Annotated in this window: 25 protein-coding genes; 6 read left to right on the top strand and 19 right to left on the bottom strand. The window is 66.3% G+C overall.

Going from position 1 to position 25463, the window contains the following annotated elements; translation table 11 throughout:
* Nucleotides 1-25 precede the first annotated feature (25 nt).
* Entirely contained in the window at nucleotides 26-1000 is a 975-nt protein-coding gene (locus NP3_RS37850) for a GlxA family transcriptional regulator (RefSeq protein WP_063046529.1), read from the bottom strand.
* Between the two features lie 100 nt (nucleotides 1001-1100).
* On the opposite strand from NP3_RS37850, the gene NP3_RS37845 reads away from it, so the two are divergent.
* Both NP3_RS37845 and NP3_RS37840 read left to right on the top strand, forming a co-directional pair.
* Nucleotides 1101-1532 carry a VOC family protein gene (locus NP3_RS37845; protein WP_063046528.1) on the top strand — a complete coding sequence of 144 codons (432 nt, stop codon included), beginning with the start codon at nucleotides 1101-1103 and terminating at the stop codon, nucleotides 1530-1532.
* A 218-nt stretch (nucleotides 1533-1750) separates the two neighbouring features.
* Complete coding sequence (locus NP3_RS37840) at nucleotides 1751-2023, top strand: hypothetical protein (RefSeq protein WP_063046527.1); 273 nt, start codon at nucleotides 1751-1753, stop codon at nucleotides 2021-2023.
* A gap of 74 nt (nucleotides 2024-2097) precedes the next feature.
* Here NP3_RS37840 and NP3_RS37835 read toward each other — a convergent pair whose 3' ends face one another.
* A complete protein-coding gene (locus NP3_RS37835; protein WP_245721274.1) occupies nucleotides 2098-2559 on the bottom strand; it encodes a DUF4254 domain-containing protein in 462 nt (153 codons plus the stop codon).
* A gap of 213 nt (nucleotides 2560-2772) precedes the next feature.
* On the opposite strand from NP3_RS37835, the gene NP3_RS37830 reads away from it, so the two are divergent.
* Both NP3_RS37830 and NP3_RS37825 read left to right on the top strand, forming a co-directional pair.
* A complete protein-coding gene (locus NP3_RS37830) occupies nucleotides 2773-3582 on the top strand; it encodes a GntR family transcriptional regulator (protein WP_063046525.1) in 810 nt (269 codons plus the stop codon).
* A 30-nt stretch (nucleotides 3583-3612) separates the two neighbouring features.
* A complete protein-coding gene (locus NP3_RS37825; protein WP_063046524.1) occupies nucleotides 3613-4221 on the top strand; it encodes a GNAT family N-acetyltransferase in 609 nt (202 codons plus the stop codon).
* On the opposite strand, the gene eccCa is transcribed toward NP3_RS37825, so the two are convergent.
* The 3 genes from eccCa to eccD are packed head-to-tail and all read right to left on the bottom strand — an operon-like array spanning nucleotide 4203 to nucleotide 11172.
* Nucleotides 4203-8258, bottom strand: coding sequence for a type VII secretion protein EccCa (gene eccCa / locus NP3_RS37820; protein ID WP_063046523.1), 4056 nt, complete (start codon nucleotides 8256-8258; stop codon nucleotides 4203-4205). The two genes, NP3_RS37825 and eccCa, sit on opposite strands and share 19 nt — an antisense overlap.
* Nucleotides 8259-8266: 8 nt before the next feature.
* Nucleotides 8267-9700 (bottom strand): type VII secretion-associated serine protease mycosin, encoded by a 1434-nt coding sequence (gene mycP / locus NP3_RS37815; protein WP_063046522.1) that lies wholly within the window; start codon nucleotides 9698-9700, stop codon nucleotides 8267-8269.
* Nucleotides 9697-11172 carry a type VII secretion integral membrane protein EccD gene (eccD, locus tag NP3_RS37810; RefSeq protein WP_218025011.1) on the bottom strand — a complete coding sequence of 492 codons (1476 nt, stop codon included), beginning with the start codon at nucleotides 11170-11172 and terminating at the stop codon, nucleotides 9697-9699. The genes mycP and eccD overlap by 4 nt, the downstream gene beginning before the upstream one ends.
* A gap of 271 nt (nucleotides 11173-11443) precedes the next feature.
* Between eccD and eccA the strand changes: the two genes are divergently transcribed.
* Nucleotides 11444-13264 (top strand): type VII secretion AAA-ATPase EccA, encoded by a 1821-nt coding sequence (eccA, locus tag NP3_RS37805; protein WP_063046521.1) that lies wholly within the window; start codon nucleotides 11444-11446, stop codon nucleotides 13262-13264.
* A gap of 4 nt (nucleotides 13265-13268) precedes the next feature.
* On the opposite strand, the gene eccB is transcribed toward eccA, so the two are convergent.
* Complete coding sequence (gene eccB / locus NP3_RS37800) at nucleotides 13269-14774, bottom strand: type VII secretion protein EccB (protein ID WP_063046520.1); 1506 nt, start codon at nucleotides 14772-14774, stop codon at nucleotides 13269-13271.
* Nucleotides 14775-14998: 224 nt separating this feature from the next.
* Here eccB and eccE point away from each other — a divergent pair, with 224 nt between their 5' ends.
* Nucleotides 14999-16729, top strand: a complete 1731-nt coding sequence (gene eccE, locus NP3_RS37795; protein ID WP_245721273.1) for a type VII secretion protein EccE — start codon at nucleotides 14999-15001, stop codon at nucleotides 16727-16729.
* Nucleotides 16730-16856: 127 nt separating this feature from the next.
* Here eccE and NP3_RS37790 read toward each other — a convergent pair whose 3' ends face one another.
* The 13 genes from NP3_RS37790 to NP3_RS37730 all read right to left on the bottom strand — a co-directional run bounded on the left by NP3_RS37790 (nucleotide 16857) and on the right by NP3_RS37730 (nucleotide 25422).
* Entirely contained in the window at nucleotides 16857-17147 is a 291-nt protein-coding gene (locus NP3_RS37790; RefSeq protein WP_157124819.1) for a hypothetical protein, read from the bottom strand.
* A gap of 48 nt (nucleotides 17148-17195) precedes the next feature.
* A complete protein-coding gene (locus NP3_RS37785) occupies nucleotides 17196-17498 on the bottom strand; it encodes a WXG100 family type VII secretion target (protein WP_063046517.1) in 303 nt (100 codons plus the stop codon).
* Between the two features lie 98 nt (nucleotides 17499-17596).
* Nucleotides 17597-18403 (bottom strand): ESX secretion-associated protein EspG, encoded by an 807-nt coding sequence (locus NP3_RS37780; protein WP_063046516.1) that lies wholly within the window; start codon nucleotides 18401-18403, stop codon nucleotides 17597-17599.
* Entirely contained in the window at nucleotides 18400-19380 is a 981-nt protein-coding gene (locus tag NP3_RS37775; protein WP_063046515.1) for a PPE domain-containing protein, read from the bottom strand. Before NP3_RS37775 ends, NP3_RS37780 begins: the two co-directional genes overlap by 4 nt.
* Before the next feature lie 29 nt (nucleotides 19381-19409).
* On the bottom strand, nucleotides 19410-19742 hold the full coding sequence (locus NP3_RS37770; RefSeq protein ID WP_063046514.1) for a PE domain-containing protein: 333 nt from the start codon (nucleotides 19740-19742) through the stop codon (nucleotides 19410-19412).
* 25 nt (nucleotides 19743-19767) lie between these two features.
* Nucleotides 19768-21048 (bottom strand): hypothetical protein, encoded by a 1281-nt coding sequence (locus tag NP3_RS37765; protein ID WP_063046513.1) that lies wholly within the window; start codon nucleotides 21046-21048, stop codon nucleotides 19768-19770.
* A gap of 2 nt (nucleotides 21049-21050) precedes the next feature.
* Entirely contained in the window at nucleotides 21051-21362 is a 312-nt protein-coding gene (locus NP3_RS37760; RefSeq protein ID WP_040686631.1) for a type VII secretion target, read from the bottom strand.
* Between the two features lie 138 nt (nucleotides 21363-21500).
* Complete coding sequence (locus NP3_RS37755; protein ID WP_063046512.1) at nucleotides 21501-21800, bottom strand: YbaB/EbfC family nucleoid-associated protein; 300 nt, start codon at nucleotides 21798-21800, stop codon at nucleotides 21501-21503.
* A 28-nt stretch (nucleotides 21801-21828) separates the two neighbouring features.
* Nucleotides 21829-22170, bottom strand: a complete 342-nt coding sequence (locus tag NP3_RS37750) for a hypothetical protein (protein WP_063046511.1) — start codon at nucleotides 22168-22170, stop codon at nucleotides 21829-21831.
* 12 nt (nucleotides 22171-22182) lie between these two features.
* Nucleotides 22183-22968, bottom strand: a complete 786-nt coding sequence (locus NP3_RS37745) for an ESX secretion-associated protein EspG (RefSeq protein WP_063046510.1) — start codon at nucleotides 22966-22968, stop codon at nucleotides 22183-22185.
* The gene (locus tag NP3_RS37740; protein ID WP_063046509.1) at nucleotides 22965-24800 is read right to left on the bottom strand and encodes a WXG100 family type VII secretion target; all 1836 of its coding nucleotides are present in this window, start codon (nucleotides 24798-24800) and stop codon (nucleotides 22965-22967) included. The genes NP3_RS37745 and NP3_RS37740 overlap by 4 nt, the downstream gene beginning before the upstream one ends.
* 143 nt (nucleotides 24801-24943) lie before the next feature.
* Nucleotides 24944-25168 (bottom strand): hypothetical protein, encoded by a 225-nt coding sequence (locus NP3_RS37735; protein WP_063046508.1) that lies wholly within the window; start codon nucleotides 25166-25168, stop codon nucleotides 24944-24946.
* Between the two features lie 29 nt (nucleotides 25169-25197).
* Complete coding sequence (locus NP3_RS37730) at nucleotides 25198-25422, bottom strand: hypothetical protein (protein ID WP_063046507.1); 225 nt, start codon at nucleotides 25420-25422, stop codon at nucleotides 25198-25200.
* Between the last annotated feature and the right edge of the window lie 41 nt (nucleotides 25423-25463).

The raw sequence follows: 25463 nt of genomic DNA, 5'->3' as shown, positions 1-25463 counted from the left end.
CACCGACGCCGTAATCATGCGCGACTCACCAGGACAACCGGGACGCGCGTACCTCCGCGATCGACCGCCCGCGACGGCGGCGGAACAGTCCGCGCAGTGTGCCCGCGTTCAGGTAGCCGACCTTGACCGCTATCGCGTCGATGGTCAGGGTCGTGGTGCGCAGCAGTTGGGTGGCGCGTTCCAACCGGACCTCGTGAACGAAATCCCGCGGCGACATTCCGATTTCGGCTTGGGTGGCGCGCTGTAGCGTGCGTTCGGTGACGCCGAGCAGATGCGCGGCGTCGGCGATGCGGAACTGGTCGGCGACGTGGTCGCGCACCCAGCGCTCGAATGCGGCGACCAGGGAGTCGTTGCGGGCGATCACCTCGGGAATCGCGGAGTCGCTCTGCGTGCGGCGATCGCCGACCACCAGATATCGGGCGGTCAGCTCGGCCAGGGTCGGACTCTGCGCGGCGATCAGCGCCAGCGCGAGGTCGATATGCGATAGCGAGGCCGCCGCGGTAGTGAGCCGATCCGCCCGGCACAGGATTCGACTCTCGTCCAGGTCGATGCGCGGATATCGGCGCCGAAAGGCCGGGCCGAGCCACCAGCTCGTCGTCGCCACCACACCGTCCAGCACACCCGCCTCGGCCAGATAGAAGGTGCCGGTACAGGCCGCGGCGAGGTGCGCGCCGGATTCGTAGGCCCGCGTCATCAGTTGCAGCACCGGCCGATTCGCGGGTGCGGAGACCACGCCGACCAGCCCATCCGCATCCAGGACGCGGGTTGCGGGGACGACGATCAGACCGACATCGCCGGGCAGTTCGGTTATCGGTGTCGTCTGCGCGCGGAACCCGTGTGCCGTAAGCACTTGTTCGCCATCGGCGACGATGTGCACCCGCCATGGGTCGGGAGCCGTATCCATTTCCTCGCGTAGTCCGTTTGCGGTCGCGAAGGTCTCCAGTACGGCGGTGAGTCCGAGGTCGGCGACGCCGTCCTGCACGAAGACCGCAACTTCCATGTCGCAAACAGTACTGAATATGTCGTTTCCGACACTCGGAACTGCGGAATAAGCGGCTTACTGTTCGTACTACTTATCCAGCCTGCCCTTCGGAGTTCATATGACGATCGTCGGAACCACCGGTATCCACCACATCCGCCTCACCGTGACCGATATCGACCGCTCCAAGGCGTTCTATCGCGACGTGCTCGGTTTCGAGATCGCGGTGGAATCGCCCGGTCGGCCCGACGATCCGCAGGTGCGCACCGATCCGGCCCAGTTCTACGGCGGCGTCGTATTCCAAACGAACGGAATGCTGTTCGGACTACGCCCGGTGGCCGAACCGACCGATAAATTCGATTCCGAGCGCGTCGGATTGGACCATCTCAGCTTCGCCGTGCCCTCGGTCGACGATCTGACCCGGACCGCCGCCCGTTTGGCCGAGGCCGGAATCGAACACGGCGAGGTCACGCCGCTGGACGGGCTCGGCATCGCGATCCTGTCCTTCAGCGATCCCGACGGCATCCACCTCGAGCTCACCGCACCGCTGTGAACGCGCCGGCGCACTGTAGTAATCCGACATTCCGTCGAACTCCGACGCTGGTGCGCACGCATGTCGGCTCCGCATTGCCGAGCACCAGCGAACTACTGTGCGCGCTGAGCGGAAAACAGGTCCGCGGACATGTCTGCCGATGGTCGCGGGATCTGGTCCGCTTGCACCGCATAAGACGCGAGCATCCCCGGTGCGCTGCCGTAATCGACTGTCTCCGAATGGAATTGGTTGCCAATATCAACACATGGGCAACCGAGCACCTGACATTACGCACCGCCGACCGGCGCGACGCCGAACTCGGCGACATCATCGATCGCATCGCGGCCACCGCCGATCACGCCTTTCACCTGCTGATGACCGATGATCTGACCGGCGAACATATGCACGTGGCATGGACGCGACTGGCCGAATTGTCGATCGCCTACGGCGATTTGGTTCGCGAGGCCGAGGACGGGCGCTGGTGCCTATCGCCCAACACCAGGCACCGGTGAGCCGACCAGCACGAATCGGCAAGGGGCCGTGGCTATCCGGTGGGGAAGCCACAACCCCTCGTCAACCCGGGTCGTCACCACTCGGGGAGTCGCCGCCGTCCCGCGAGTACATCGCGCACCAAATCGTCGTAGGCATCGGCCAATTCGGCCAGATGATGCCACGCGACGTGTAGCTGTTCGTCGTGCGCGTCCAGGGTCATCAACGCGTGGTGGGCGCGCACCGAGGATTCCGCGATCCGGTCGATGACCGAGCCCACGGTTTCGGTGTGTAGCGTCGCGCCGAGCCGGTGCTGCGGCACGCTGCGCGCCACCCAATCGTCGATAGCCATGACCAATTCGATTCTGCGACGCTCGATTTCGAGGATCGTCGCCGGATCGGTCGATACCGATCCGCCACGACCGACGAGTCGCTTCTCATGCAGAATCGCCAGGTCACGGGCGAACCAGAGCAGCGGGCCACCGACAACTCGGTGACCTCGACACGCCCGAACAAGTAGATCCGACGTGGGAAGTAGTCCGGGAGTCAAGGACTGCACCGTCGAATCGACACACCTCGGTGTGCCGGGAAGAGCCATCACAACCGTTGATGAATCCGAACCTGCCACGTTGCCTCGCCGTCATCGCCGCACAACACCTGGATCAGGACGTTCATTACAATAAACCTCTGAAGGCACCTGTCAAGCGTTACCCGGCCGTAGGGTGTGACGAAGAGTACACTTCGTTACCTGCACGACTGACCGAGGAGCAAGATGGCGGACGGTCCGACGTATCTCCGGATCGCAGACCTCCTCCGTGAGGAGATCCGCGCAGGCAAGTGGAATCCGGGCGATCGGTTGCCCAGCCACACCGAGCTGGCCGATCAAATGCAGGTTTCGATCACTACCGCGCGCAACGCTATTCAGGTGTTGGTCACCGAAAATTTGGTCTACACCGCTACTTCCCGTGGCACCATCGTCCGAAACCAAGAAGTCCTGGAATCGGTTGTCACCGACCATATTCGTCCGGATCGTCCGCAATCGGCCCACGACATCTTCGAAGAGATCGCGCGCGCCGCACATCGCGAACCGACCAAGGAGTTCAGCGCGAAGATGGAACCAGCGAATCCGGAGGTGGCGCACTGGCTGGGCGTGCCGGAGGATTCCTGGGTGCTGGCCAGGACCGTCGTCCAGTTCCTGGACAACGAGCCGTGGTCGTGGGAGGTCAGTTTCTATCCACGGGACTTGGCGGAAGCGACCGGTATCGACTCGCCGCACGATATTCCGGAGGGCACGACACGCCGACTGGCCGACCGCGGCCATGCCGAGACCGCGCACCGCGACACGCTCGCCGCCCGCCCGGCCAGTGCGGAGGAAGCGATCGTGCTCGGCGTCGCGACCGGCACCATTCTGCTGGACCATCTGCGCATCGGCGCCAACCACGAGCGCATCACCAGGGCCACCCGGCATCGGTCGATCGCCACTCGCAACCGGCTGGCCTATGAACTCGGCGACGACAAGGGCGGCAACGTGATCCGACACACGCTCGGCATCTCCTACCGGCCGGGTATCCCGCTGCCATGAAAAACGTTCCGCCATGAATACGGTGCAGTCATGAAAATCATCCGCCGGGCGACTCTGAGTGATCTCGGCACCATCTGTCGACTCCGGATCCAGCGCACCGCGTGGCTCACCGCGCGCGGCTCCGATCAGTGGACCGTCGCGGGCCGCGGCTTACCCATCGAGATCTTCGCGCAGGCGGTCGGCGAAGCGCTGGACGCGGGCGAAACCTGGATTGCCGAGGTGACAGGGGAACCGGCCGGGACGATCACCGTCAACGACCGCTCGGACCCGGGGCTGTGGTCGCCATGGGAGCTGGCCGACGCGGTGATCGTTCATTACATGATCGTCGACGTCCGCTTCGCAGGCCAGCGTGTCGGCCACCGCCTATTGGCCCACGCCGCATCGCTTGCGCGCCAACGACAACGCCATTGGGTCCGGTTGGATGCCTGGACCACGAATACCGATCTGCACGACTACTACCGCGGTGCAGGCTTCCACCTGGCCAGGATCGCGGGCCCGGCCGCCTCTGGACCGTCCCGCGCGCTGTTCCAACGCCGCTCCGACAGCTGGGCTTTCGAGCCGATGACGCCGGTTCTGACCCACGTACCGCTACCGGCAGCGCCACAGCTCGCGCCGGAGGCTCACAGCGGCGGCAGATAGGCGATCTGCACCATCTCCTGACCGCGGTTGCGCGACACCAGGATGCCGCGCCCGGGCGGCAGCTTCATCGGACGGACATCACCGATCAGCTTGCCCTCGTCCTTGGGGCCGCTCATGATCAGCGCGTCGACGGAGAGGTTCTTCATACCGCCGAGCACGTTGTCGTAGAGCGCGCGCGAAACGCCGCCGGTGCGTCGCGTGACGACCACATGCAGACCGATATCGCGGGCCTGCGGCAGATACTCCAGCAGTGGCAGCAGTGGATTGATGCCAGCGGTGATCATGTCGTAATCGTCTATCAGCAAATAGATTTCGGGTCCGGTCCACCAGCTGCGCTCGCGCAGCTGCTGTGGGGTGATGTCGGAGCCCGGGATGCGCTTGGACATGTAGCGGGCGAGTTCGTTGACCATCGGTCCGCAGGTCTGCGATGAGGTGGAGTAGCCGCCGAGATGCGCCTCGTCGACGACGCCGAGCAAGCTGCGGCGGTAGTCGATCAGGATGATCTTGGCCTGTTCCGGTGTCGCGTTCTCGGTGATGCCCATGGCGATATTGCGCAGCAGTGTCGTCTTGCCGCATTCGACGTCGGCGAAGGCCATGAAATGCGGCTCCTGGCCGAAATCCAGGACGAACGGGTCCAATTCGTTCTCGCCGAGCCCGACCAGCACCTTGGTCGGGCCGAGTTCGACTTCGTGTTTGCGCGCGATCGCCACGACCTCGTCGCGACTGATCTGCAATGGCAGCATGCGCACCTCGGGGGCACGTCGGCCCGGATAGAGCTGCTGCATCTGGTCTCTGGCCTGGGCGGCCCCCTCGGCCAGGGTCTGCGGATCGGAATCGGAATCGAGCCGGGGCAGCGCGATCAGCATATGCAGCTCATCGGACGTGAGGCCGCGACCGGGACGACCGACCGGCACCAGAGCGGCGGTACGCCTGCCCATTTCGGAATCCGTCGGGTCGCCGAGCCGCAGCTCGATGCGGGTGCCGATCTGATCTTTCACATTGGGCCGGATCTCGCCCCAGCGCGCGGCGCCGATGATCAGGTGGATGCCGTACGAAAGCCCCTGTGCCGCGATGGCGGTGATCTGCGGCTCGACGGCGTCGAACTCCTCGCGCATGGCGGCCCAGCCGTCGACGACCAGGAAGACATCGCCGAATTGGTCAGCGGCGAGCGGATCGTTGGGATCGGCCTCGGTCCCATTGATGAGCCGGGCCTCCATCTGGGAGTACTTGCGGCGCCGGAACTCCACCATGGATTCGATGCCGAGTTCGGCGAAGCGCTCCTCGCGCTGGCGCATGAGCGTGGTCAATTCGGCGACGGTGCGGCGCACGCGATCACCGTCCAGGCGGCCCGCGACCGAACCGACATGCGGCAGACCGGACAGACCGGCGAGACTGCCGCCACCGAAATCGAGGCAGTAGAACTGGACCTGTTCGGGGCTGTGCGTCGCCGCGGCGGCCATGACGATCGTGCGGATGGTGGTCGACTTACCCGACTGCGGACCGCCGACGACGGCGACATTGCCTTGGGCACCGGCCAATTGGATGGTCAGCACGTCACGGCGCTGCTCGTAGGGTTTGTCGATGATGCCGATCGGCATCCACAGCTGGCCGTGCCGGTTGACCGGGGAGCGCCAATCCGGATCGGGCAGCAGCATATCCACCGTCGGCGATTCGTCCAGCGGCGGCAACCACACCTCGTGCGCCGGACGGCCGTGTCCGGTCAGGCGTTTCACGACGACCTCGAGCAGCGTCTCCGGAACGCCGCCGCCGAGCGGCTCCTCCTCTTCCGGCTCCGCCCCCGGTGGCGGCGGCAGATCGGGCAGTTCCATCCGCACCGGTTCGGGCCGCTCTTTTGCCTCGACAGGTCCGGCGGTGAACACGGTCGGCGACTGACCGCCGACCACCCGGCCGTCCACCTGTCGGCTGCCGCTCGGTGACACATACGGCCCGGACACATACGTCGCGTTGAACCGCAACGGATCATCGGCATCGCTCTTGAGATAGCCGGAGCCCGGAATGCCGGGCAGGTGGTAGGCGTCGGTGATGCCGAGTACGGCGCGGGATTCGTTGGCGGAGAAGGTGCGCAGACCGATTCGGTAGGACAGGTGCGAGTCCAGTCCGCGCAGCTTGTTCTCCTCGAGTCGCTGCGAGGCCAGCAGCAGATGGACGTGCAGTGAGCGGCCGAGGCGGCCGATCATCACGAACAGATCCGCGAAATCCGGCTTCTGCGAGAGCAATTCGGAGAACTCGTCGACGATGACGAACAGTGCAGGCAGCGGGTCGAGCGCGACGCCCGCCGCACGCGCCTTCTCGTAGTCGGTGACGTTGGCGAAATTGCCTGCGGCGCGCAGCAATTCCTGGCGGCGATTCATCTCACCGGCCAGCGCGTCCCGCATGCGGTCCACCATCGAGAGTTCTTCCTCGAGGTTGGTGATGACCGCGGCGACGTGTGGCAGCGAGTCGAGGCCGAGGAAGGTCGCGCCGCCCTTGAAGTCGACGAGCACCAGATTCAGCGCGTCCGGCGAGTGCGTGGTCACCATGGAAAGCACCAGCGTGCGCAGGAATTCGGATTTACCCGACCCCGTTGCGCCGATGCACAATCCGTGCGGACCCATACCGCTCTCCGCGGATTCCTTGATATCTATTTCGACCGGGGTGCCGTCCGGGGTGACGCCGATCGGCACCCGCAGCCGCTCACGCGCGGTGCGCGGACGCCAAACCCGCGACGGTTCGATCTGCGCCGCGTCCGGAATCTTCAGCAGCGCCATCAGTCCCGGATCTGTCCTGGTGTCGTCGCCGAGGCTGACGATCTGTGCGGCCGTCGCGATCCGGAACCGGGCCAGGCTGCAGGCGAAGGAGGCGGATTCGGCCGCGCTCACTTCGTCAGCGGTGGCGAATTTCTCGGTTCCCGCAGCACTTTTCGCACTGACCGCACCGTCGCCGACGACCAATTGCAGACCGCGCCGGGCAGCCAGGCCGTTCTCGGGTGCGGTCAGATCGAGCACGGTGACCGAATCCAGACCGGATTCGCTGATCAGGCGTTCGGTGCCGTTGACGTAGCCGTCATCGATGATGACCACCAAATGCAAACGGCCCTGTGTCGGTTGCGGATTGCGCATGAAGCGTCCGCGTTCGAGCAGTTCGGAGGCAAGTGCGGTTTCTAGTTCGGCCAGCGAGCCGTACATCATTCTGGCCGAGCCCATGCCGTCACGGACGGTCGGATGTTGCAGGTGCGGTAGCCATTTCGCCCATTCCCAGGCCGGACCGTCCGGATCGGCGCAGACAATGGCGACCGCGACGTGGTCGGGTCCGTGAAATGCGGTGAGCTCCATCAGCATCGCGCGCGCCAGCATCCTGGCTTCCTCGGCATTGCCACCGATATTGATGGCCGGGAAAGCGCGCAGCGACACCGCGGTCGGCAGCTGGTGCACCACCGAATGGGTTCGTACGAAACGGCGCAACGCCACGGTGGAGACCGGCTCCAGATCCTCCAGCGGTCCGGTTTCCGGCCGCGCCAACTTGGTCGCCAACCGGTGGCTGCCCACCCCGACCCGCACATGTCCGAAGTCCGGATCGTTCGGCCTGCGCTCCCACATCCGGCGGGTGCCGACCACCGACCGCAGATCGATCGGTTCCGGATGACTCCAGATCAGCGATTCCAGCTGCTTATTGCCGGTGCGGCGGACGTCCTTGCGCATCTGGTCCAGGTAGCGGAAGTAGTCCTTGCGCTCCTCGTTGAGTTCGCCCGCACCCTTGGGGCCGTTGCCCCGCATGCCGAGCATCATGCCGCCCATCGACATGAGCATCATCATCGGGAACATCATCATGAACGGGTTGGCTAGCAGGTTGCGACCCATCATCACCATCATCGCGATCATGCCGACGACGGCGACCACCATGATCACCGGCATCAACTTCATGATCAGTGGTCCCGGCAGGGCCCGCTGGATCTCCGGCGGTGAATTCAACGCCACCTCACCGCCCGGCGCGCGCGGCGGGGCGATGCGGGGGCGGCGCACGAAACCTTCGGTAGCCACGGGTCCCCCTACCGCTCTGTTGCTTCGGACGCGAGATCGACGGAACCACGAGCGCGCCGGAACGGAATCGACAGTGCCGCACCGAGTCCCAGCACGATCAGACAGGTGACCGAGCCGATGATCGCGATGCGGCGTGGCAGCGGATCGGGTCCCGCGGGATGTACCGGCGCCGCCATCACACGTGGGATATCGGCGCCGACGCTCACCGGCTTGTCCGGGAGTTGCGCGGTCAGCGCGGCCAGCGGATCGATCAGGCCGTGGCCGACCCGATCGTCGCGGCCAGGGCCGGGCTCTTGCGCGGTGCGGGTAATTCGGTCGATCACCTGTCCGGCAGTGAGTTCCGGGAATCGGGACCGGACCAGCGCGGCGAGTCCGGCGACATAGGGTGCGGCGAAACTGGTGCCCTGGATGGTTCCGGTGCCCTCCTGGGTGACCGCGCCGTTGACCAGTCCGGTGCCGCCCGGCCTATTGTCGAGCGAGACGATATTGCGCCCGATGGCGGCGGCGCCGACCCACGGCCCGTGCAACGACAGCGCCGATGGCGAGCCGTTCGGATCGATGGAGGCCACGGTCAGCACGTAGGGCTGGAACCACGCGGGACTCGCGATGGTCTGCACGCTGTCCCAGCCGTCACCGTCGTTCTGCTTCTCACAGGCGCCGCCGTTCTCCACATTGCCCGCCGCGGCGACCACCACCACGTTGTGGTCGTAGGCGTACTTCACCGCCGCACCTAGCGGAACGTCGGCGGTGTCGGTTCCGGCTGCGCTGCAAGAGACTTCGGAAATATTGATTACCGTGGCACCCATATCGACGGCACGAACCACCGAGGCGGCCAGGGCGAGCACACTGCCGTAACCGGAGCGCACCATGGCATCCGGCGGCTGATCGCCGCCCGCGCGATCCTTGCGCTCATAGTGCGTGCTCAACTGGCGGATGGTGAGGATCTCGGCATCGGGCGCGACACCGACGAAGGCATCGTCCGGGCTGGGGCGCGCGGCGATAATGCCCGCGACGAGGGTGCCGTGGCCATCACAGTCGACGGTGCCGTCGGAGTCCGAGACATAGTCGCCGCCCGCTTGCAGAGCGGGCAGTCGCGGATGCCGATTCACGCCGGTATCGATGACCGCAACCTTTTGTCCCGCACCGCGACTGAATTGCCAAGCGGCTGGCAAATCGAGCACACGCTGCGGCAGCGGCGACTCCGCGGGCGGGCCACCGATGAGCGACAGTTCGGCGCAGACCACCTTCTGCTCGGTCGGCTCCAAGGGCGCGGGCCGGCCGCTGAGCGCCTGCGCGGGACCGAGCGCACCCGGGTCGATCCTCGGTGGTGGGACAGCTCCGGCCGGAGCAGACCAACCGAGCACAGATGCACCGAGAACCGCTGCGGCGCAGACGATTCCGGTTCCGCGCCGCCAGCCGGGCTTACTCGCCCGAGCAGTCATATGTTCCTGGCCATCGAATACACTCCCATGATCCACAGCACCAGCGGGATCACCGCGACGATCATCAGATATTCGGTGATCTCCATGGCTCGGCGGGTCACCGGCGTCACCTCGAGGTGCGGACCGATCACGCCGAACACCAGCACCCCCGCCGCGACGGCCAGCAGCAACACACCCGCGAGCAGCAGCAGATCCGAATCGCCGAGGGCCAGTCCGGTGATCAGGCCGATGACGAGGACGCAGCCGCCCGCGATCAGCGCACCGGCCTGCACCAGATCGGCGAACGAACGGCCGCGCAGACTGATGATCACCGCTGCGATGACGGCGAGCGTAATCCCTTGCCAGCGTGCGGATCCCAGCGGATCGGCGGCGCCGAGCGCACCGATGACCGCGGCAATGGCGCAGGCGATGAGCATGCCGGTCTGGTACTGGTTGGCGGCCCTGGCCCGCTCACCGAGTCCGGCGGCCGAGGGCAGTGCGGTCGCGCCGATCGCGCCGATGCCCTCGATGGTCGGGCGCGGTTCGTGATCGGCCGGATCGATCGCGCCACCGGCGGTCGGCACCGGCGGGATCGGCAGCCTGGCCAGCACCGCGGCCAGCCGCGGCACCGCGGAGATCAGTGTGATGGCCACCACCAAGATGGCGGCGCAAATCTGGGTCAGGTCGAAATCCCAGATCATCCGCACCAATGCGGCGATTCCGCCGAACAGTGTGACGGTCACCGCGGACGCCGCGAGCGCGGCACCGGTCGCGGTGGCGCGATAGATCACAGCCGCCGCCACCAGCGTGACCGAACAGCCGAGCAGCAGATGCGGACTGCCGAGATCGCCTGGCACGAATAGTGCTGCGCCGCCGAAGAACAACAGCAGCGCACACAGTGACAACCAGGTAGCCGTCAATTGATCCGCGTACTTACGCGCCGCGATGCCCGCGGCGACGGCGGCGATGACGGCGACACCGGTCGCGAGGAACGGCGCGGCCAGACCACCGCCGTGCGCACGCCCAGCGGCGAGCAGCAGCAGCGCGAGCAGTACCGCCGACACCGCGGCGACCAGACCCGTCCAACGGGCCGCAGTGGGCGACCAGCCGCGGAAATCGACACTGGTGAGCCGGGATACCGCGTCGATGACATCGTCGAAGAGCGCAGGCGATTCCTTCGCGGCGACCGAGCGCAGCACCAGCAGTTCGCCGTCGAACACCTCGGCCTCGGTCAGGCTGCGGCTCGGTGCGATGGCGTCGCGACCCAGCCGAGCCAGGGTCCAGTGTTCGGTATGCAATGGGGTGCCGCCGTCGTCGCTCTCCACCACATCGGGATTGCGCGATTCGATCAGAGCGACGAGATCACCGATAAATGTGGCGATCGGCACGGTCGCCGGAAGTCCGACATCGAGCTGGGCATTTCCCCCGATGACGGAGACTCGGCACAGTTCGGGTTCGGCGGCGCGGGTGCCGCTGCTCAACGGTTCGGTCAATTGCGCACCGATCCCAGCTCTGTACGGAACGATCCAAACACTTGCGTCCGGTTTCCTACCTGTCGAACCAACTCTACGACTCGGATCCACTCTCGCACGAACGTTCCCCCCGCCGCATGTGGTCGTCGCACACTTTGCAACCCATCGGTAGCAAAACATAATGTATCGGACGAGCCGAGCCGACGCGATCGCTAAGCTGGCCGGAAGATGAACGCGGACAATCACGCAACAAAATAGATAGCTCCAACCAACACTTCGGGGTTTGACAGCAATGACCGGCAACCGCCAAGCACAACGGGCCTTCGACGCCGGAATCCTGTCACTGGGCCTGACCATCGACGGACAGGAATCGGCTCGTGATCTCGAGTACGCGAAACTGGCGTTTCAGCGTGCCACCGAGTGGGACCCGACGATGTGCGACGCCTGGCTGGGCCGGGCAGCGGCGGGTGAAGTCACCACCGAGGTGCTCTACAACCTGTACAAGAACAGTGGGACAACACTTTTCCGCGAGCAACGCCGGTTGGGGCTAGCACCGCGGGCATTGGCCGGACGCTTCCTGGCTGGGCTGTACATCGACTACCCGCTGGCCGGTTACACCGAAATCTGGCTGGCCCAAGCGGCGCAATTGATTTCCGAGAAGGAGTACGACGAGGCCGAGCGGGTGCTCGACGAACTCGCCACCCATCGCGCCTCGATGCTCTCGGATACCGATCGGGAGATCGACGACCGGATCTGCGCTTATATCCGTGGCGTACTGCACTTCAACACCCAGCGCTGGCCCGATGTGATGGCCGTACTCGCCGGATCCGCCGAATGGGACGACCCGTATCTAGCGGCGGGCGCCCATGTGATGGTCGGCTCGGCCTGCGCTCAGCTCGGCCTGTTCGGCGAGGCCATCCGGCGCATGGAACAGGCCGAGGCGGGCCCGATCCCGGCGGCCAGGACCACCGCCATGTTCTGCCGCGGCCTGTGCCTGCGCGAAACCGGCAAAGAGGCCGAGGCGCAGGCCCTTTTCGAGAAGGTGTATTCGCAGGCACCGGATTTCGCCGCGAATACCGCGGCCATGCGCGATCGTACCTACCGGCTCACGGTGACAACCAAGGAGTCGATCGACGCGCGCACCGACCGCTGGGATCCGGCGTCGGCGCCCTCGGTGGAGGCGATGCAGACCGCCGACGCCGAGAACCGCGCCAAGAAGATCCTGACCGACGCGCGCGCCGAACTGGATTCCCAGATCGGCCTCGAATCGGTGAAAACGCAGGTCGCGAAGTTGCAGGCGACTGCGCAGCTGGCCAAGATCCGGACCGAGAAGGGTATGGCCAGCATGGCCCGCGGCAACCACCTGGCCTTCACCGGTCCGCCCGGCACCGGTAAGACCACCATCGCCCGGGTCGTGGCCAAGATCTATTGCGGCGTGGGTCTTCTCAAGACCGATAAGGTCGTCGAGGCCAAGCGCGTGGACTTCGTCAGCCAGAATCTCGGCGGCACCGCGATCAAGACCGACAAGCTGATCGATACCGCGATGGACGGTGTGCTGTTCATCGACGAGGCATACACGCTGATCCAGACCGGTCTGCAGGGCGGTGACGCATTCGGCCGCGAGGCGGTGGATACGCTGCTGGCCAGGATGGAGAACGACCGCGACCGGCTGGTGGTGATCATCGCGGGCTACGACGGTGAGATCGACCGGCTGCTCGCCGCGAACGACGGTCTGGCTTCACGTTTCGCCAAACGCCTGCAATTCCCGTCCTACACTCCGACCGAACTCGGGCAGATCGGCAGCCTGATCGCCCGCTCACGCGATTCCGAGTTGTCCGAGGGGGCAATGGAACTGCTGATCGAGGCGTGCGGGCGGCTGTACGAGACCGAGCGCGTCGATCAGAGCGGGCAGCCGCGTCGGGGTATTGATCTCGCGGGCAACGGTCGATTCGTGCGCAACATCATCGAATCCGCCGAGGAGGAACGCGAATTCCGCCTGGCCAATGACGAATCACTGGATCTGAGCGCGGTGGACGAGACGGTGCTCATGCGCATCGAAGCGCCGGATATGCAGGCCGCGCTCACCGGTGTGCTGGCTTCGCTCGGCGTCTGAGAGTTCAGTTTCCGACGGGCAAGATATCGTGCTTGACCAGCGCATCGTTCTTCGACAGCGTCGGGCCGGGCACCAGCTGACCGATGATCGACCAGGGGGCCAGGCGCGGTTCGCTGCCGAGTCCGAGCACCTGGGCGGTGGCGATATCCGGGATGCCGTAGCGGATTCCGTTGTCCGCCACATAGAACAGGCCACCGCGCCGCAAACTGCCCGGCTCCGTTCCGGTTACCTGCACGAACTCCCCCGAAGCCGGTGGGATGTAGGCGGAATCGACCCGATCGCCGGTGCCGTCGGAGGTGGCCAAACTCACCGGTTCAGCCGAACCCGGCAGCGGCAGACGGTTGCCCGCGAGCAGGGTGACAGCGGCTCGGTCGGTGGGGCTTTCGGTCGCGTCGTTGCCGGGTTCGGGGCCCTTGGCCCAGCTCAGGCAGGTGACCGGAGCGTCCTCGGCGGAGACGATCTTCGGGGTGGTCGCCGGGAAGTGGTCGAGGGAAAGCTGATGTAGTACCGGCATATTGGTCAGCACGTCCGGCGGTTCGGCCTTGATCTCGCGCATGCCCTGGGAATTCGCGGTGCGGATGATCTGCGCGGCGAAATCGGTGACCGGCTGCACACCGTCGGCGAGCACCACATACAGCTGGGACTGATCGGTCCGCCCGGTGCCGCCGACCGCGATGACACCGCCGATCGGCACATCGGAAAGCTTTGCCGGACCGGGCTGTCCGGCCTTCGGAATATCCGGCACGGCCAGCGGCGGAACCGCGATGGCGGCATCCAGCAGGCCGGTGCCGACCGGCCGCGGTTTGTGCCCGGCCAGGTTGAGCGCACGGGTGAGCACCGAGTTGGCGGGATCGAGTTCCGCGCGCTTGCCGTCGTAGATCAGATAGGTCTTATCGGCCCGTCGCACCAGCAACGCATCCGATGGGCCGAGGGTCCGAATGCGTTCGTCCAGTTGGGGTTTGCCCGCGAAAACCGCGGTTTCCACGCCGGTCGCCGCGGCCGCGCTGCCGGTGATCGAGAGCTGCACCGTTTCGCACAGCGACCAGTCCGAGCGGCCGCCCTGCGTCGAACCGGGCAGTGCGGCGGGTGCACCCGGGATGCCGAGCATCGGACCGCGCGGCATCGACGAAAGCTTCGAATCCTTCACCGATTTGGGCGATTCGCTGCTGCCGCTGATCAATCGGGCCGAGGCCAGGTTCAGCACCGGATGCAGGCGTTTGTCGTCCTTCCTGTCCTCGGATTCGGCCACCACCACATACAGCGCGCCGCTGTCCTTGCCGATCACGATGTTCGCGTCGCCGATCGCGCCCTGCGGCCGCAGAAAGGCCAGGATGGCCGCGCCGGCCACCACGAGCAGGCCGAGTGTGGCGCCGACGAGCATCGAACGCAGCTGAGATCGCATGGGGTCGTGCAGCATCCGCACATCGCGCCGGACCAGTGCGTGATCGAGTCGGCGCAGCAGAAAACGGTAGCCGTTGACCTGGGCCTTGGTGGTCAGCTGAGCCGGCACATGGTCTCCATCGAACTACGGGCAGGACAGGATAATTACAGTATCGTTCGACGCCACGGTGTCAATCCAGCGACAATTGGGCAAACTATTTCCCATCCGCGAACACCGGTGTGGCGCGGTACTGTTATCGCAATACTGGTCTGATCATCGGGGACGGGGCTGTGAACAAACGCGATACCGACTCCGGAGCGAACGCGCGTGAATTAACCGGAAACGAAAACTTCGTGAACACGACGCACACAACGTTACGTGATCCGGAATTCTGGCTGCTGCGTCAATTGCCTTTGCGACTCATGATTCCGCTCGCGCTGTTTGCCGCGATCGCGGCCTGGTTCGCAACGGCGCTGCACGCGCCGACGGTCGCCGTCATCGCGGTCGCCGCGGTCGTTCTCATTGCCGGTGCGGCACCGGTGCGTCGGCGCGAGCCACGCAATATCGTCGGCATGCTGGCGCGCGCGATCGCCTTTCGCTGGCGGCGGACCCGGCCCGGCCCCGCCGATGCCGGCCAGGCCGCCTTCGATGTGCCGCTGCCCGAGGGCGGCAGTTACGGCGTGCGCTGGGACGGTAATCTGCTGCTCACCATGTTGCGCATCGATCCGCCGCCGGATGCGCTGACGCTGCTGCGGCGCGGTTCGCTGTCCACCGACCAGGTGCTCCCACTCACCGAAATCGGCCGCTGCCTCAGTCAATTCGATATCAACCTGGCCTCGATCGATGTGATCAGCACCGGTGCGCGGACCGCGGGCGGTGGCCCGGTGGCCCAGCTCTACGACCGTATCCTCGGCCCGCTGCCCGCCATCGCGCATCGCACGGTCTGGCTGGTCCTGCGACTGGATCCGCTCGCCAATGCCGAGGCCGTGGACAACCGCGGCGGCGGCGGTGCGGGTGCGCTGCGAACCGCGATCATCGCGACCCGCCGGGTGGCCAATCGACTCGCGGGCCGTGACATCTCGGTATCGGTGCTGACCGCGGGCGAGATGAACAGCGCGGTGCGCCAACTCACCCGCGGTATCGCACTGGACGGATTCGTCGAAACCCCGAAATCGCTGGTGCACCAGGGCCTGTACCTCACCAGCTACGAGATCGGCCCGGAGCTGATCGGGTCGCGCGGCTTCGCCGATATCTGGGCCACCCCGAGCCTCACCACCACGGTCACCGTGCGCCTTCGCCCCGGTGCGCAGCGGCCCGGCGAAGGTCGCGAAACCGGTTCTCCGCCGATCAGACTGGGCGCGCTCGTCCGCTTCGACACCGCGACCGAACCGGTCGAGCCGCCGGTGCCCGGGCTGCGCACCCTGCCGGGTGAGCAATTCCGCGCACTGCTGGATTGCCTGCCCGCCCGCACCGCTCGACGCGACGGCGACAACGCGGGCGACTACCGTGGTCCACTCGCCGCGCTCGATGGCATTGTCGTGCCGACCGCCGGTTGTGGTCAGCTGATCGGCGCCGACAATGCGGGTCAGGGCATCGCGGTGCCGCTGATCGGCGACGGCACCAGACATCTCGAGGTGATCGGCCGATTGGATCTGGCCCAGCAGGTGATCCTGCGGGCCATCGCCCTCGGCGCGCACACCATCGTGCACACCGACCGGCCCGAGGCCTGGCAGTCCATGGTCGCCAATGTCGATGCGCCGCATTCGCTCTCGCTGGCGCCCCGTTTCGCCGGTGCGGGGCATCACGTCGCCCCACCGCAGCCCGGCGGGCCCATTCCCGCCGCGACGGTCGTGGTCTTCGACGGTATCGCCCCCACCGCGTTGACCGGTGGCGCGACCATCGTGCACGTTCGCGCGCCCGAGCAGCCCGATGGGCAGTTCGATGCCGATATCGTTCTGGTGCAGGATATTTCGGCCCCGAACCTGATCACGGTGCGGACCTCGACGGCCAGCGCGACGGTCAATATGGTTACCACTCCGGACGAGATGTGGTACATCGGCGAATCCCTCTCCGCGGCACGGTAATCGAGCGAATACGGCCGGTCCGGAAGCGTGACGCTCCGGACCGGCCGTGCTGAGCCGTTTCGAGCGACCGGCAAGCGATCGCTGCTGATCCTTTCGAGCGACCCGCAAGCGATCGCTACGGCGAGGTTCAGGCCCCGAAGCCGTCACCGATCTTGCCGTCGGTGCCGAGCGCGCGGTGCAGCGAGTTCTCCACCGCCGCGGCGACATTGTTGAGCGAGGTGAGCGTGTCACCGTACTCGGAGTGCCAGGCGTCGTAGACCTGCTTGAAGCTGGCGTGGGCCACGTTGCCCTCCCACGCCACCTTGAGCACGCCGCCCGCGTCCTCCATATCGCTGCCGTATTTGATCAGGTCGCCGTGCAGGGTGACCAGATCGTTGTACAGAGCCATCATCGGGCCCTTGGCGTATGCCATAGTCATGGTGATTACCTCCGAATCGAAGACTGAATAGTGTGTCGGCCCAAGCGCTTACAGGCTGATGTGCTCGAAACCTTCGCGGTTTTCCTGCTCCATCTGGATGTACTGCTGGGTACCGTGACCGACCTGCTCGGTAATGGCGTTGAGCTTCTTGTGCAGCTCCTGCGAGTGCTGAGCCCAGTTGGTCGAGGCCGCGACGAACGCCGCCTTCGCATCGCCCTCCCAGTGGGTCGCCGCGGCGACCTCGTCATCGATCTTCTTCAGCGTGCGCTGCATGTTGTCGACCGCGGCGGCCATGAACTCCTCGGCCTTCTTCGCGGTCGCCTCGTCTACGTGTACACCTTCACCACTCATCGTGGACACCCTCTCGTGTAGTGATTCCAATGCCCGGAAACGATGTCGGGTGACATCGCCGGAAGGTCGGCGGCTGACTTACTGCGCGCCCTCAGGGTCTACTGCGGAAGCCACCTTCCCCCGGGCAGTGATTCGATCAGTGCCGAAATCGCTTGCGCGATACGGTGATCGGTGCCCGGTGTCACCGTGGACCAGACCTGCTGATCCGCAGCAATCCCGGGCGCGGCCACAATGCGACCGCGTCCGGTGTCATAGACCGCGACCGCACCGGGCGGCCGGGTGGTCGTACCGTCGAGATGGGCGTACGCCACGATCTCGGCGAAGGCATGGCAGGAGGCGAAGGCCAGGCCGTAGGCGGTGGCGTCACGATCGGCGACGCCCAGTGCGTAGACGGCGTCCGCGTAGTCCTCGGAGGTCTGTGCCGCGGCTAGTCGCTCGCTCAATTCGCTCGACAGCGCGCTGAAATTGGTCACCTCCGCGGGTGTTCCGGCTCCGAGCGCCTCGAGCAGTGGGCGCACCAGCGCCGCGCCCGACCCGTCCGCCCAGACGGTCCGCACGTCGAAGGTGTCGCCGGTGCGCACCGCGATGGCATGCTGTTCGCCGCGGCGGGCCAGGCAGATCCGGGTCACGGCCGGCGTTCCGTCGGGCCCGGTCGCATAGATGCGGGCGACCAGCTCACGATCGGGTTGGGCCAGCGTGAACATGGCATCGGCCAGTTCGGAGTCGACATCGCCCTCGGCGTCGAGCACGCCCGCGCCGACCAGTTCGGTCACCGCACGTTGCTGCGCCTCGGCCCACGCGTCGAACGAATCCTGCTGCGGTCCAACGGAAAGCACCAGCGGCAAGGTCTGGACACCGAGCCGCTCGGCCACCGCGAGCAGGCCGTCATTGGTCATGGTCGTCATTCGGCGCCTCCCGATGCCGTCCGACCGGTGGCCGCTGGTGCTTCCGGAGCGCCGAGTACCGCCGGGGCGGCGGCGATACCGAGATCGGCACCGATCGCGTCGCCGGTCACCGCGGCAGCGCGGGGGGCGTATTCCTCCTCCTCGGCTCCGCCGCCCGCCGCCATCGCGCCGGGAACCATCGGCAGCGCACTGGAACTCGCGGTGGAGGTCGGAACCGGTTGTGGGGTAGTCACTTCCACCGGGGCGGGCGCTTCAGTGAAGACCGGTGCCCGATACGGCTGCAACTTCGTGAGCGTCGGGACCGCACCGATTCCGCCCGGCATGAACATCCCGGGTGTGATCGCGGGCAGCGCGGGCATTGCCGAAGCCCCGGCCGCCGCCGGCGCGCTCGCTTCCTCGGCCGCCAGTGCGGCGCGCGAGGCGATTACCGGCGGATCCTGCTGAATCCATGGTGTCGCGAGCGGTTCGGTCGCCGCCTCGTAGGTCTGCATCACCCGCGCGGCCGCCGCCTTCGCCATATCGGCGTCGGTGTCGGCCCGGGCGGCCACCGCCTCGAGCGGTGCGCCGAGCGCCCCGCCGATCGATTCGAGCATCCGCTGCACCGCCTGGATGGTCTGGATCTCGGCGGTATGCGGCATGGTCAGCCGGGCCAATTCATAAGCAGCGGCCTGGGTTTCGGTACGCGCCGCATTATTGCCCGCAGCCGTCGCGGCATCGGCGAGCCAATCGCGCAACCGCGAAATCCGGTCCAGCACCGGGCCACTCGTGGTGGATTGCCACGCACTGCGCATCGACGCGACGATCAGTTCGTATTCGGCGACCGCCGTACCGAATGCGGCGGCCAGCCGGGTCCACGCGGCACCGGCCTCGGCCATCGGTACCGCGCCGGGACCGGTGGACAGTTCACGCGCCAGCCGCTCCGGCTCGCGCGCGCCCCAGACCACACCGGTGAAACCGGGCTGCGGTGGTTCGATCATGGTGGCTCCGTGTCGTATTCGCTGTGGTGTCAGGCCGCGCCCGGGACGCCGAAGTCGGCGACACTGTCGTTCTCGGCGCGACCGAACTGTGCGGCCTGCGCGCGCAGCGTCGCCGCCAGCTTGCGCAATTCGACGATTCCGGCGGTCGCACTCTGGCCGTAGGAGGCCGCGACATCGTTCATCGTCTGCGCCGCGCGCGCCGAAACCTCGTCGACGCCAGCCGACGGCACCGTCAACGCGGGCGAGCCCTCGCGCAATTCCGCTTCCAGTCGGGCCGCGAGTCCGTCGAGCCGGGTGGCCGCGTCCCGGGCCGCCGCCGGATCGAACATCACTCCATCGAAATCCGTACCGCCGCTTGCCATCGCAACCTCCTGAATCAGCGAACCCTTAGAGGGTGAGTTCCTTATCGGGTGGTGGCTCCGAGATCTGTTCGGTCGCGCCGACCACCGGCAGCGAGACCCCCTCGATCGGTCCGACGACCTCTTCGCCGTGCTCGGCATTGACCAGGAAACCGGGCATATCGCCGCCCGCATCCCCCGCTCCGCGCGCACCTGCCCCGCCCGCCGCGCCGTAGGGCATCATGCCCGGGCTGCCCGGCGCACCGGTGGTGCCACGCACGGCGGCAGCGGGTTCCACTGCCGCGGAACCGGTTCCGGCGGCATTGAAACCGGGCATACCGCTGAGTCCGGCGGTGCGCGGTCCGCTCCACGGGCTCAGCGGTGTCGATATCGGGGCCGCGCCGATACCGCCCACACCGCCGCCACCACCTGCGCCACCACCCGACGCGCCGTGCTCGGTCTCATCCTTCTCCGTAGCCTCGCGCTGCTCTTTCGCGATGGCGTCGGCTTGCAGTTTCTGTGCCTGCGTCGCGTTCTGCGTGGCCACCTGGGTGAGCGTCTGCGCGCCGGTCTGCGCCATGGTCATCAGCGGGGTGAGCAGTTGCATCACCTGCTGCATGGAGTCGACGCCCTTGGGGGCATCGGTGACCTCGACCTTCTTGCCGACCGCGGTCATATGCGCCGAATGCGCGGTCATTTCGACCCGGGTTTTGGTCACCACCGCGATGCCCTCGGTGATCGCCTCCACGGTCGCCGCAGCGATAAACGCTTGTCCGCCACCGGTTGCCAGCCACGGCGTCGCCGCGGCCACGGTGGCCATGTACTTGGCGATGACCGAGGCCATCAGCGCGCCGCCGGTCGCCACCGAGGTCGCCCCACCGGCGAGCGACGCCTTCTCCTGCGCGCTCTGCGTGGCCAGTTCCGCGCCGTTCTCCGCGGCCTGTCCGGACTTGTTCGCGGCCTGCATCGCGGCCAAGCCCTGCCACAGCGACATCACGGTCTGCAGCGCCTGGGTGCCGAGTTGGATCGCGGTCTGCGCGGCCTGCGCGGTATCGGAGAGCGCCTTGGTCGGGTCGGGGCCACCGCCCGCGGGCGCGCCGAGATTTCCGGTGCCGAAACCGCTCGCCATATCGGTGAGCGGCCTGGCCAGTGCGGCCAGATCAATGACCGGCAGCGGCGGCAGTTCAGGCAGCGGTGGCAGCCCCGAGATCTCTGGAAGCGGGCCGAGGCCCATATCCTTCAGGATGTCGTTGACCGGTCGATCGACAAGCGGCGCAAGGGCACTGCCGCGCAGCAGATCCACGATCGACGGGTCGAGCGGCGCAGTCATTGCTAGACGCCAGCAGCGCCGAATTCGGTGCCGGATGCCGCCTCGGCCGCCTCATAGGCGGCAGCGCCCTGATGCGCGGTCAGCGCGGTACCCGCGTGCACACCAGCCAATTCGAACATCGAACTCACGTGATTGGACTGCGCGTAGGCGAACGCCAGCAGAAAGTCCTGGCCGATCAAGCCGAATACCGGCGCGGCCGCCGCCACGGTTGCCACCTGGTCGAACGCACCGGCCGTTGCGACACCGGTGGCCATGGCCACCGCCGCGTCCCCATACGCGCGAATAGCGTCAGGCGTTGCTACAAGTTCGCTCATCGTAATCCCCCGATCCAGTAACTCAATTGATCGTCCCTTATCGAACCTATCAATCGAACTGCAATGTCCGAAAGCAATTTTGCACAAACTTAAGGTTCTTGACAAAAGTTCTACGGGGGCAGCGTGAACGTCGGGTGTCTACTCGGCAACTTCCTCGTTGAAGGCAGTGACCAATTCGCTACGTCGCTCGAATGCCTGCCGCACCGCGGCGGCCGCTGTCGCTACCAGCGTCGACTCGAATTCCACCGGTGTCATCCGCGAAACAGCCTGGGAGAACTGCAGATCCAGCAACGTTCCGTTGCCGTCGACCTCAACGGTGATCGAACCGTCCTGCGCTGTCTCCCGCCCGCGCACCCCGGCCATATCGTCGGTCAGATCCCGGATCCGATACAGCCGCCGCTGCACGCCCGCCATCAGTTCGTCCATGGTCTCGTACACGATGAAAACTCCTCTCGGACAACGGGGACTACACCTGACGCAACCAGCTATCCGGCTCGGTCTCGTACTCCTGCTCTTCAGCTAATTCCTGGCGCGCAACATCTTCGGCGGTCGGCAACCCGCTGAGCGCCAACATCTCCGCGGGCACTCCCGCCGCCGCCAACTCCGCCCTGCGCGCCATCCCGGCCCGATTGGCCGCCTGCCTGCACAGCCGCAACACCTCGGCCGCCAATGCCTGCGGATCGCGCTTCAACTCGGCCGGTTGGACCGAAATACCAAGTGGCAGACCCTGTTCGGTGGTGCGCACCGAGATCGCGCCGCTACGCGAGGTCGCGGTCCATTCGGGAATACCCGGTTGCGTTTCGTCCATAGCGGCCACCTTTCAGACTCGCTCGTCCTTGATCGCACGCACGATGGCGGCGATCCTGGTGTTGACCATCGCGGTCAACCGCTTCTTATCGGCGGCAACGGCCACCGGCGGGCTCTGCTCGTCGATCGCGTAACGCCCATCCTCGTCCAAATCGTGCCACACCAGCCGATGCCGGGTGACTCCACGGGGGCCGAATCGCGAACGGCCCTGGACGATATCGATACTTCCGATGCTCGGCGTGGGCGTTTCGAGGAAGCGCTCGGCCCGCTCGGCGACCGAATCGTCGAAGGAGTCGTGCACCGCCGATCTGCCGAACGAATAGTCCATATCGTCGTCGCGGTCTGGGGAGGCGAGCACGATATCGGACAACTTGCCCGCGTCGATCTCGGGCAGCACCTCGACGACAGCCGCGCCCAACGCCACCGCATCGCATTCGGTTACCGTGAAACCTCCTGCATGCCAAAAGGTTTCCCCGGGCAGCTGGGTGACCAGATAGCCGCGAGTCGCGCGCCGGACCGCGAGCACCCGCAGCAGGGTCTGCGGCTTACGCGGCTCGCGCCCGTCCCAGCCGTTGACAGCGATCCAGACGTCGGGGTCGACGATCGCGGCCATGGCATCGTCGAACGACCCGCCCAATGTGCGACGGACGCGCTCGAGCGCCTCGGACTTCAGCGCCTCGAACTGTTCCTCCGTCGGCACATCGGTGGTGAAGTAGAACGGCCACGGCAGCGCCTCGCCGAGTTCCGCGAACCAGAGTGCGTAGAACTCGAGGTCGGTGAACTTCCAGGTCGGATTCATTGCTCGACAACAGGTTTGACGACGACCGGCGCGTCGCCGAGCGCCTCCTCGATGTGCTCGACCGAATCCAGATACGCAGCCCGCTTATGTTCCTTGTTCTGGCCACCGGCACCGTGGCCCGCCGGTCCCATGCCGCCGGGCGAACCCGGCTGCCCCGTGCTCGCCAGCCCGGCGCGTGCGGCGGTCGCGGCCGCGGCGGCATCACCGACCGCCGCGCGCGGAAACAGTTTCGAGCTCAGGCTATTCGGCGAAAGCCCGGCGCCCGCCCCGGCTCCGCTACCGGCACCACCACCGGCGCCCTTGCCCGCTCCGGCACCGCCGCCCGCCTTGAGCGCGTCCTTGCCCAGGGCCGACAGCGCCGACGGTAGCCCGGCCAATCCGGCCGACTGCATATCCTTGGCCGCGGCGGCCTGTGCCTGCTGCGCTGCCTGTTCCGCCGCCGACTTCGCGCTGTCCAGGCCCTGTTTCAGCGCGTCCTGTGCTTGCGAGGCCGCTTGCTGCGCGGCTTGCTCGGCCTGCTGCTGCGCGGCTTGCTGCGCCTGCTGGGCTTGTTGCTGTGCGGCCTGCTGCTCGGCCTGCTGGCGTTGCTTCTCGAGCTCGGCCTGCTGCTGTTTGGTCTGTGCCTGCGCCTGCTCGAGCGCCTTCTGCTGCTGCGCGGCCGCTTGCGCCGCGCGCTGCTGCGCGGCCGCGTTATCGGCCGCCGAACTTCCACCGCCGCCACCAGTGGTGCGCTGATCGCCACCATCGGTGGTCCTGGAGTCCACACCGGGAATTCCGGTCGGCGGCGGCAATACGGGCAGCACCGTGCTGGACTGAATGCCCGGCCGGTACCAGGCCCGGAATCCGTCCTGGGCCGTTTTGGTCGCCGCGCTTTCCTGTTCGGGCGTAATCGCCGCGTACTGACCGGTTTTGGCGTCCGGCTGCGGCAGAGTCTGGCGGAAATTGATCGTCCACATCGCACCGTCCACCAATAACTGCCCGATCTGGCGCATATCGGTGGTCAGCTGCTTACTCGCGCCGACGTATTTATCGACGGCGCCCTTCGCCGCCTTGGAGCCGTCACCCTGCCACCGATCCTTCACGAGCAGATCGATATTGCTGCCCAAGTCCGCGAAACCCGACTCCAGACGGGCCGCCATCCTGGTCCAGTCGCCGCCCATCGACAGCAGTCCGTTGGGCTTGTCCACCAGCGCCCAATACATCTCGGTCGCCTTGTAGTAGGTGAACGACTCGGCGGGCTCCAGATGCGGATCGACGACCTCGGTTGCCGGGCCGTGCTGTTCGAGCGGTTTGCCGTCGTATTTGCTGCCGTCCGCCTTCGGCATATCGGGATCGACATCGACCCAGCTGTACTGCCCGCCCGCGCCGCCCTGATACTTCCGCTGCATGATCTGGGTGGCCGCATCGGAGATCTTGGGCGCGGTCTTCGCCTTGATGGCATTGAAGACCGATTCCGAGGTCTCCTCCGACTTCTTCACCATCTGTCCGGCGATGACAAAGGCCTCACCGAGATCCTGCAGCGACTTCTTGTACTCGGGCAGTTTCTTGTTGATCAGCTCGCTCGCCACAGTGGCGAATGCGTTCGAGAGGATCTTGCCCGAACCCAGGCTGCCGAAGTGGTCGACGGTGAGCATGTCCTTGTACTGCTTCATGCCCTGGGCGTCGCTGGCCGGATACGGCCCCTTGGTATCCCCCGCGGCGATCTCGAAGACAGTCATCGCGTCGGCGACGTACCGCACCGCGTCCGGCGCGACCTTGGGATCGATCTTGAACACGCCGCTCTTCGCCTGGTTTTTCAGGCCCGACCACGGGTTGTTGCCTTCGCCGGGCATCGATCAACTCCTGTCCTGCTCGGCGCTGCCTCGACGCGCGGTGTGCGCCCCCTCGCGTCGCCCCTCATCCGCGCACATATGCCACCGATCATCCCATGAGCTGCGTGAACGGTCGGTGACCTCACCGTGAATCATGCTGGCGCTCATGGGCCCTCCGGTTGTTCGTTCGCTGGTTTCTCCACTTCGAACCAGACGCACTTGCCACCCCGTCGCACATCGACACCCCAGACGGTGGCCGTCTCCTCCAGTATGCCGAGGCCGCGTCCGTGGGTGCCGACCTCCATTGCGCCCGATTCTCGAGCGTCCAGATCGATCTCGATCGCGTCGGCACCGGCGGCGCCACTGACCAAACCGCTGGCAACACCCATCGTGCGCGGCGAAACCGCGACTCTCGCAATCAGATTCGCGCTCGCCGCGCGGCCGCCAGCGCCGTGGCTTCCCGCTCGGCCAGCGCCTGAGCTTCCCGCGACAGCGCCAATTCCAGTGCTGCGGCCCTCATGCCGAGGGGCCAGAACTCGGCGATCAACGCGATGACCGAATAGGCGGTGTCATGCCGACATTCAGCGCGCTGAGAATCCAGCCCCGAATCCAGCTTCACAGCGGGGGTGATGTCGATGAACATCCAGTGGCACCTCATCGCCGATGCGCGAGCTCACCAGCCCG

This window comes from Nocardia pseudovaccinii NBRC 100343 (assembly GCF_001613225.1).
In the GTDB taxonomy this organism is placed as follows: Bacteria; Actinomycetota; Actinomycetes; order Mycobacteriales; family Mycobacteriaceae; genus Nocardia; species Nocardia pseudovaccinii.
This window is presented reverse-complemented; position numbering and strand designations above follow the sequence as displayed.

Excerpts from the sequence above, each read along its gene's own strand:
- NP3_RS37745 (WP_063046510.1), bottom strand. The coding sequence starts at position 22,968 with ATGAATCCGACCTGGAAGTTCACCGACCTCGAGTTCTACGCACTCTGG.
- NP3_RS37780 (WP_063046516.1), bottom strand. The coding sequence starts at position 18,403 with ATGACGACCATGACCAATGACGGCCTGCTCGCGGTGGCCGAGCGGCTC.
- NP3_RS37770 (WP_063046514.1), bottom strand. The coding sequence starts at position 19,742 with ATGGCAAGCGGCGGTACGGATTTCGATGGAGTGATGTTCGATCCGGCG.
- NP3_RS37765 (WP_063046513.1), bottom strand. The coding sequence starts at position 21,048 with ATGACTGCGCCGCTCGACCCGTCGATCGTGGATCTGCTGCGCGGCAGT.
- NP3_RS37760 (WP_040686631.1), bottom strand. The coding sequence starts at position 21,362 with ATGAGCGAACTTGTAGCAACGCCTGACGCTATTCGCGCGTATGGGGAC.
- NP3_RS37845 (WP_063046528.1), top strand. The coding sequence starts at position 1,101 with ATGACGATCGTCGGAACCACCGGTATCCACCACATCCGCCTCACCGTG.
- NP3_RS37790 (WP_157124819.1), bottom strand. The coding sequence starts at position 17,147 with ATGACTATGGCATACGCCAAGGGCCCGATGATGGCTCTGTACAACGAT.
- eccA (WP_063046521.1), top strand. The coding sequence starts at position 11,444 with ATGACCGGCAACCGCCAAGCACAACGGGCCTTCGACGCCGGAATCCTG.
- NP3_RS37775 (WP_063046515.1), bottom strand. The coding sequence starts at position 19,380 with ATGATCGAACCACCGCAGCCCGGTTTCACCGGTGTGGTCTGGGGCGCG.
- NP3_RS37740 (WP_063046509.1), bottom strand. The coding sequence starts at position 24,800 with ATGCCCGGCGAAGGCAACAACCCGTGGTCGGGCCTGAAAAACCAGGCG.
- NP3_RS37730 (WP_063046507.1), bottom strand. The coding sequence starts at position 25,422 with ATGTTCATCGACATCACCCCCGCTGTGAAGCTGGATTCGGGGCTGGAT.
- NP3_RS37735 (WP_063046508.1), bottom strand. The coding sequence starts at position 25,168 with ATGGGTGTTGCCAGCGGTTTGGTCAGTGGCGCCGCCGGTGCCGACGCG.
- NP3_RS37830 (WP_063046525.1), top strand. The coding sequence starts at position 2,773 with ATGGCGGACGGTCCGACGTATCTCCGGATCGCAGACCTCCTCCGTGAG.
- NP3_RS37850 (WP_063046529.1), bottom strand. The coding sequence starts at position 1,000 with ATGGAAGTTGCGGTCTTCGTGCAGGACGGCGTCGCCGACCTCGGACTC.
- mycP (WP_063046522.1), bottom strand. The coding sequence starts at position 9,700 with ATGACTGCTCGGGCGAGTAAGCCCGGCTGGCGGCGCGGAACCGGAATC.
- NP3_RS37785 (WP_063046517.1), bottom strand. The coding sequence starts at position 17,498 with ATGAGTGGTGAAGGTGTACACGTAGACGAGGCGACCGCGAAGAAGGCC.
- NP3_RS37840 (WP_063046527.1), top strand. The coding sequence starts at position 1,751 with ATGGAATTGGTTGCCAATATCAACACATGGGCAACCGAGCACCTGACA.
- NP3_RS37750 (WP_063046511.1), bottom strand. The coding sequence starts at position 22,170 with ATGGACGAAACGCAACCGGGTATTCCCGAATGGACCGCGACCTCGCGT.
- NP3_RS37825 (WP_063046524.1), top strand. The coding sequence starts at position 3,613 with ATGAAAATCATCCGCCGGGCGACTCTGAGTGATCTCGGCACCATCTGT.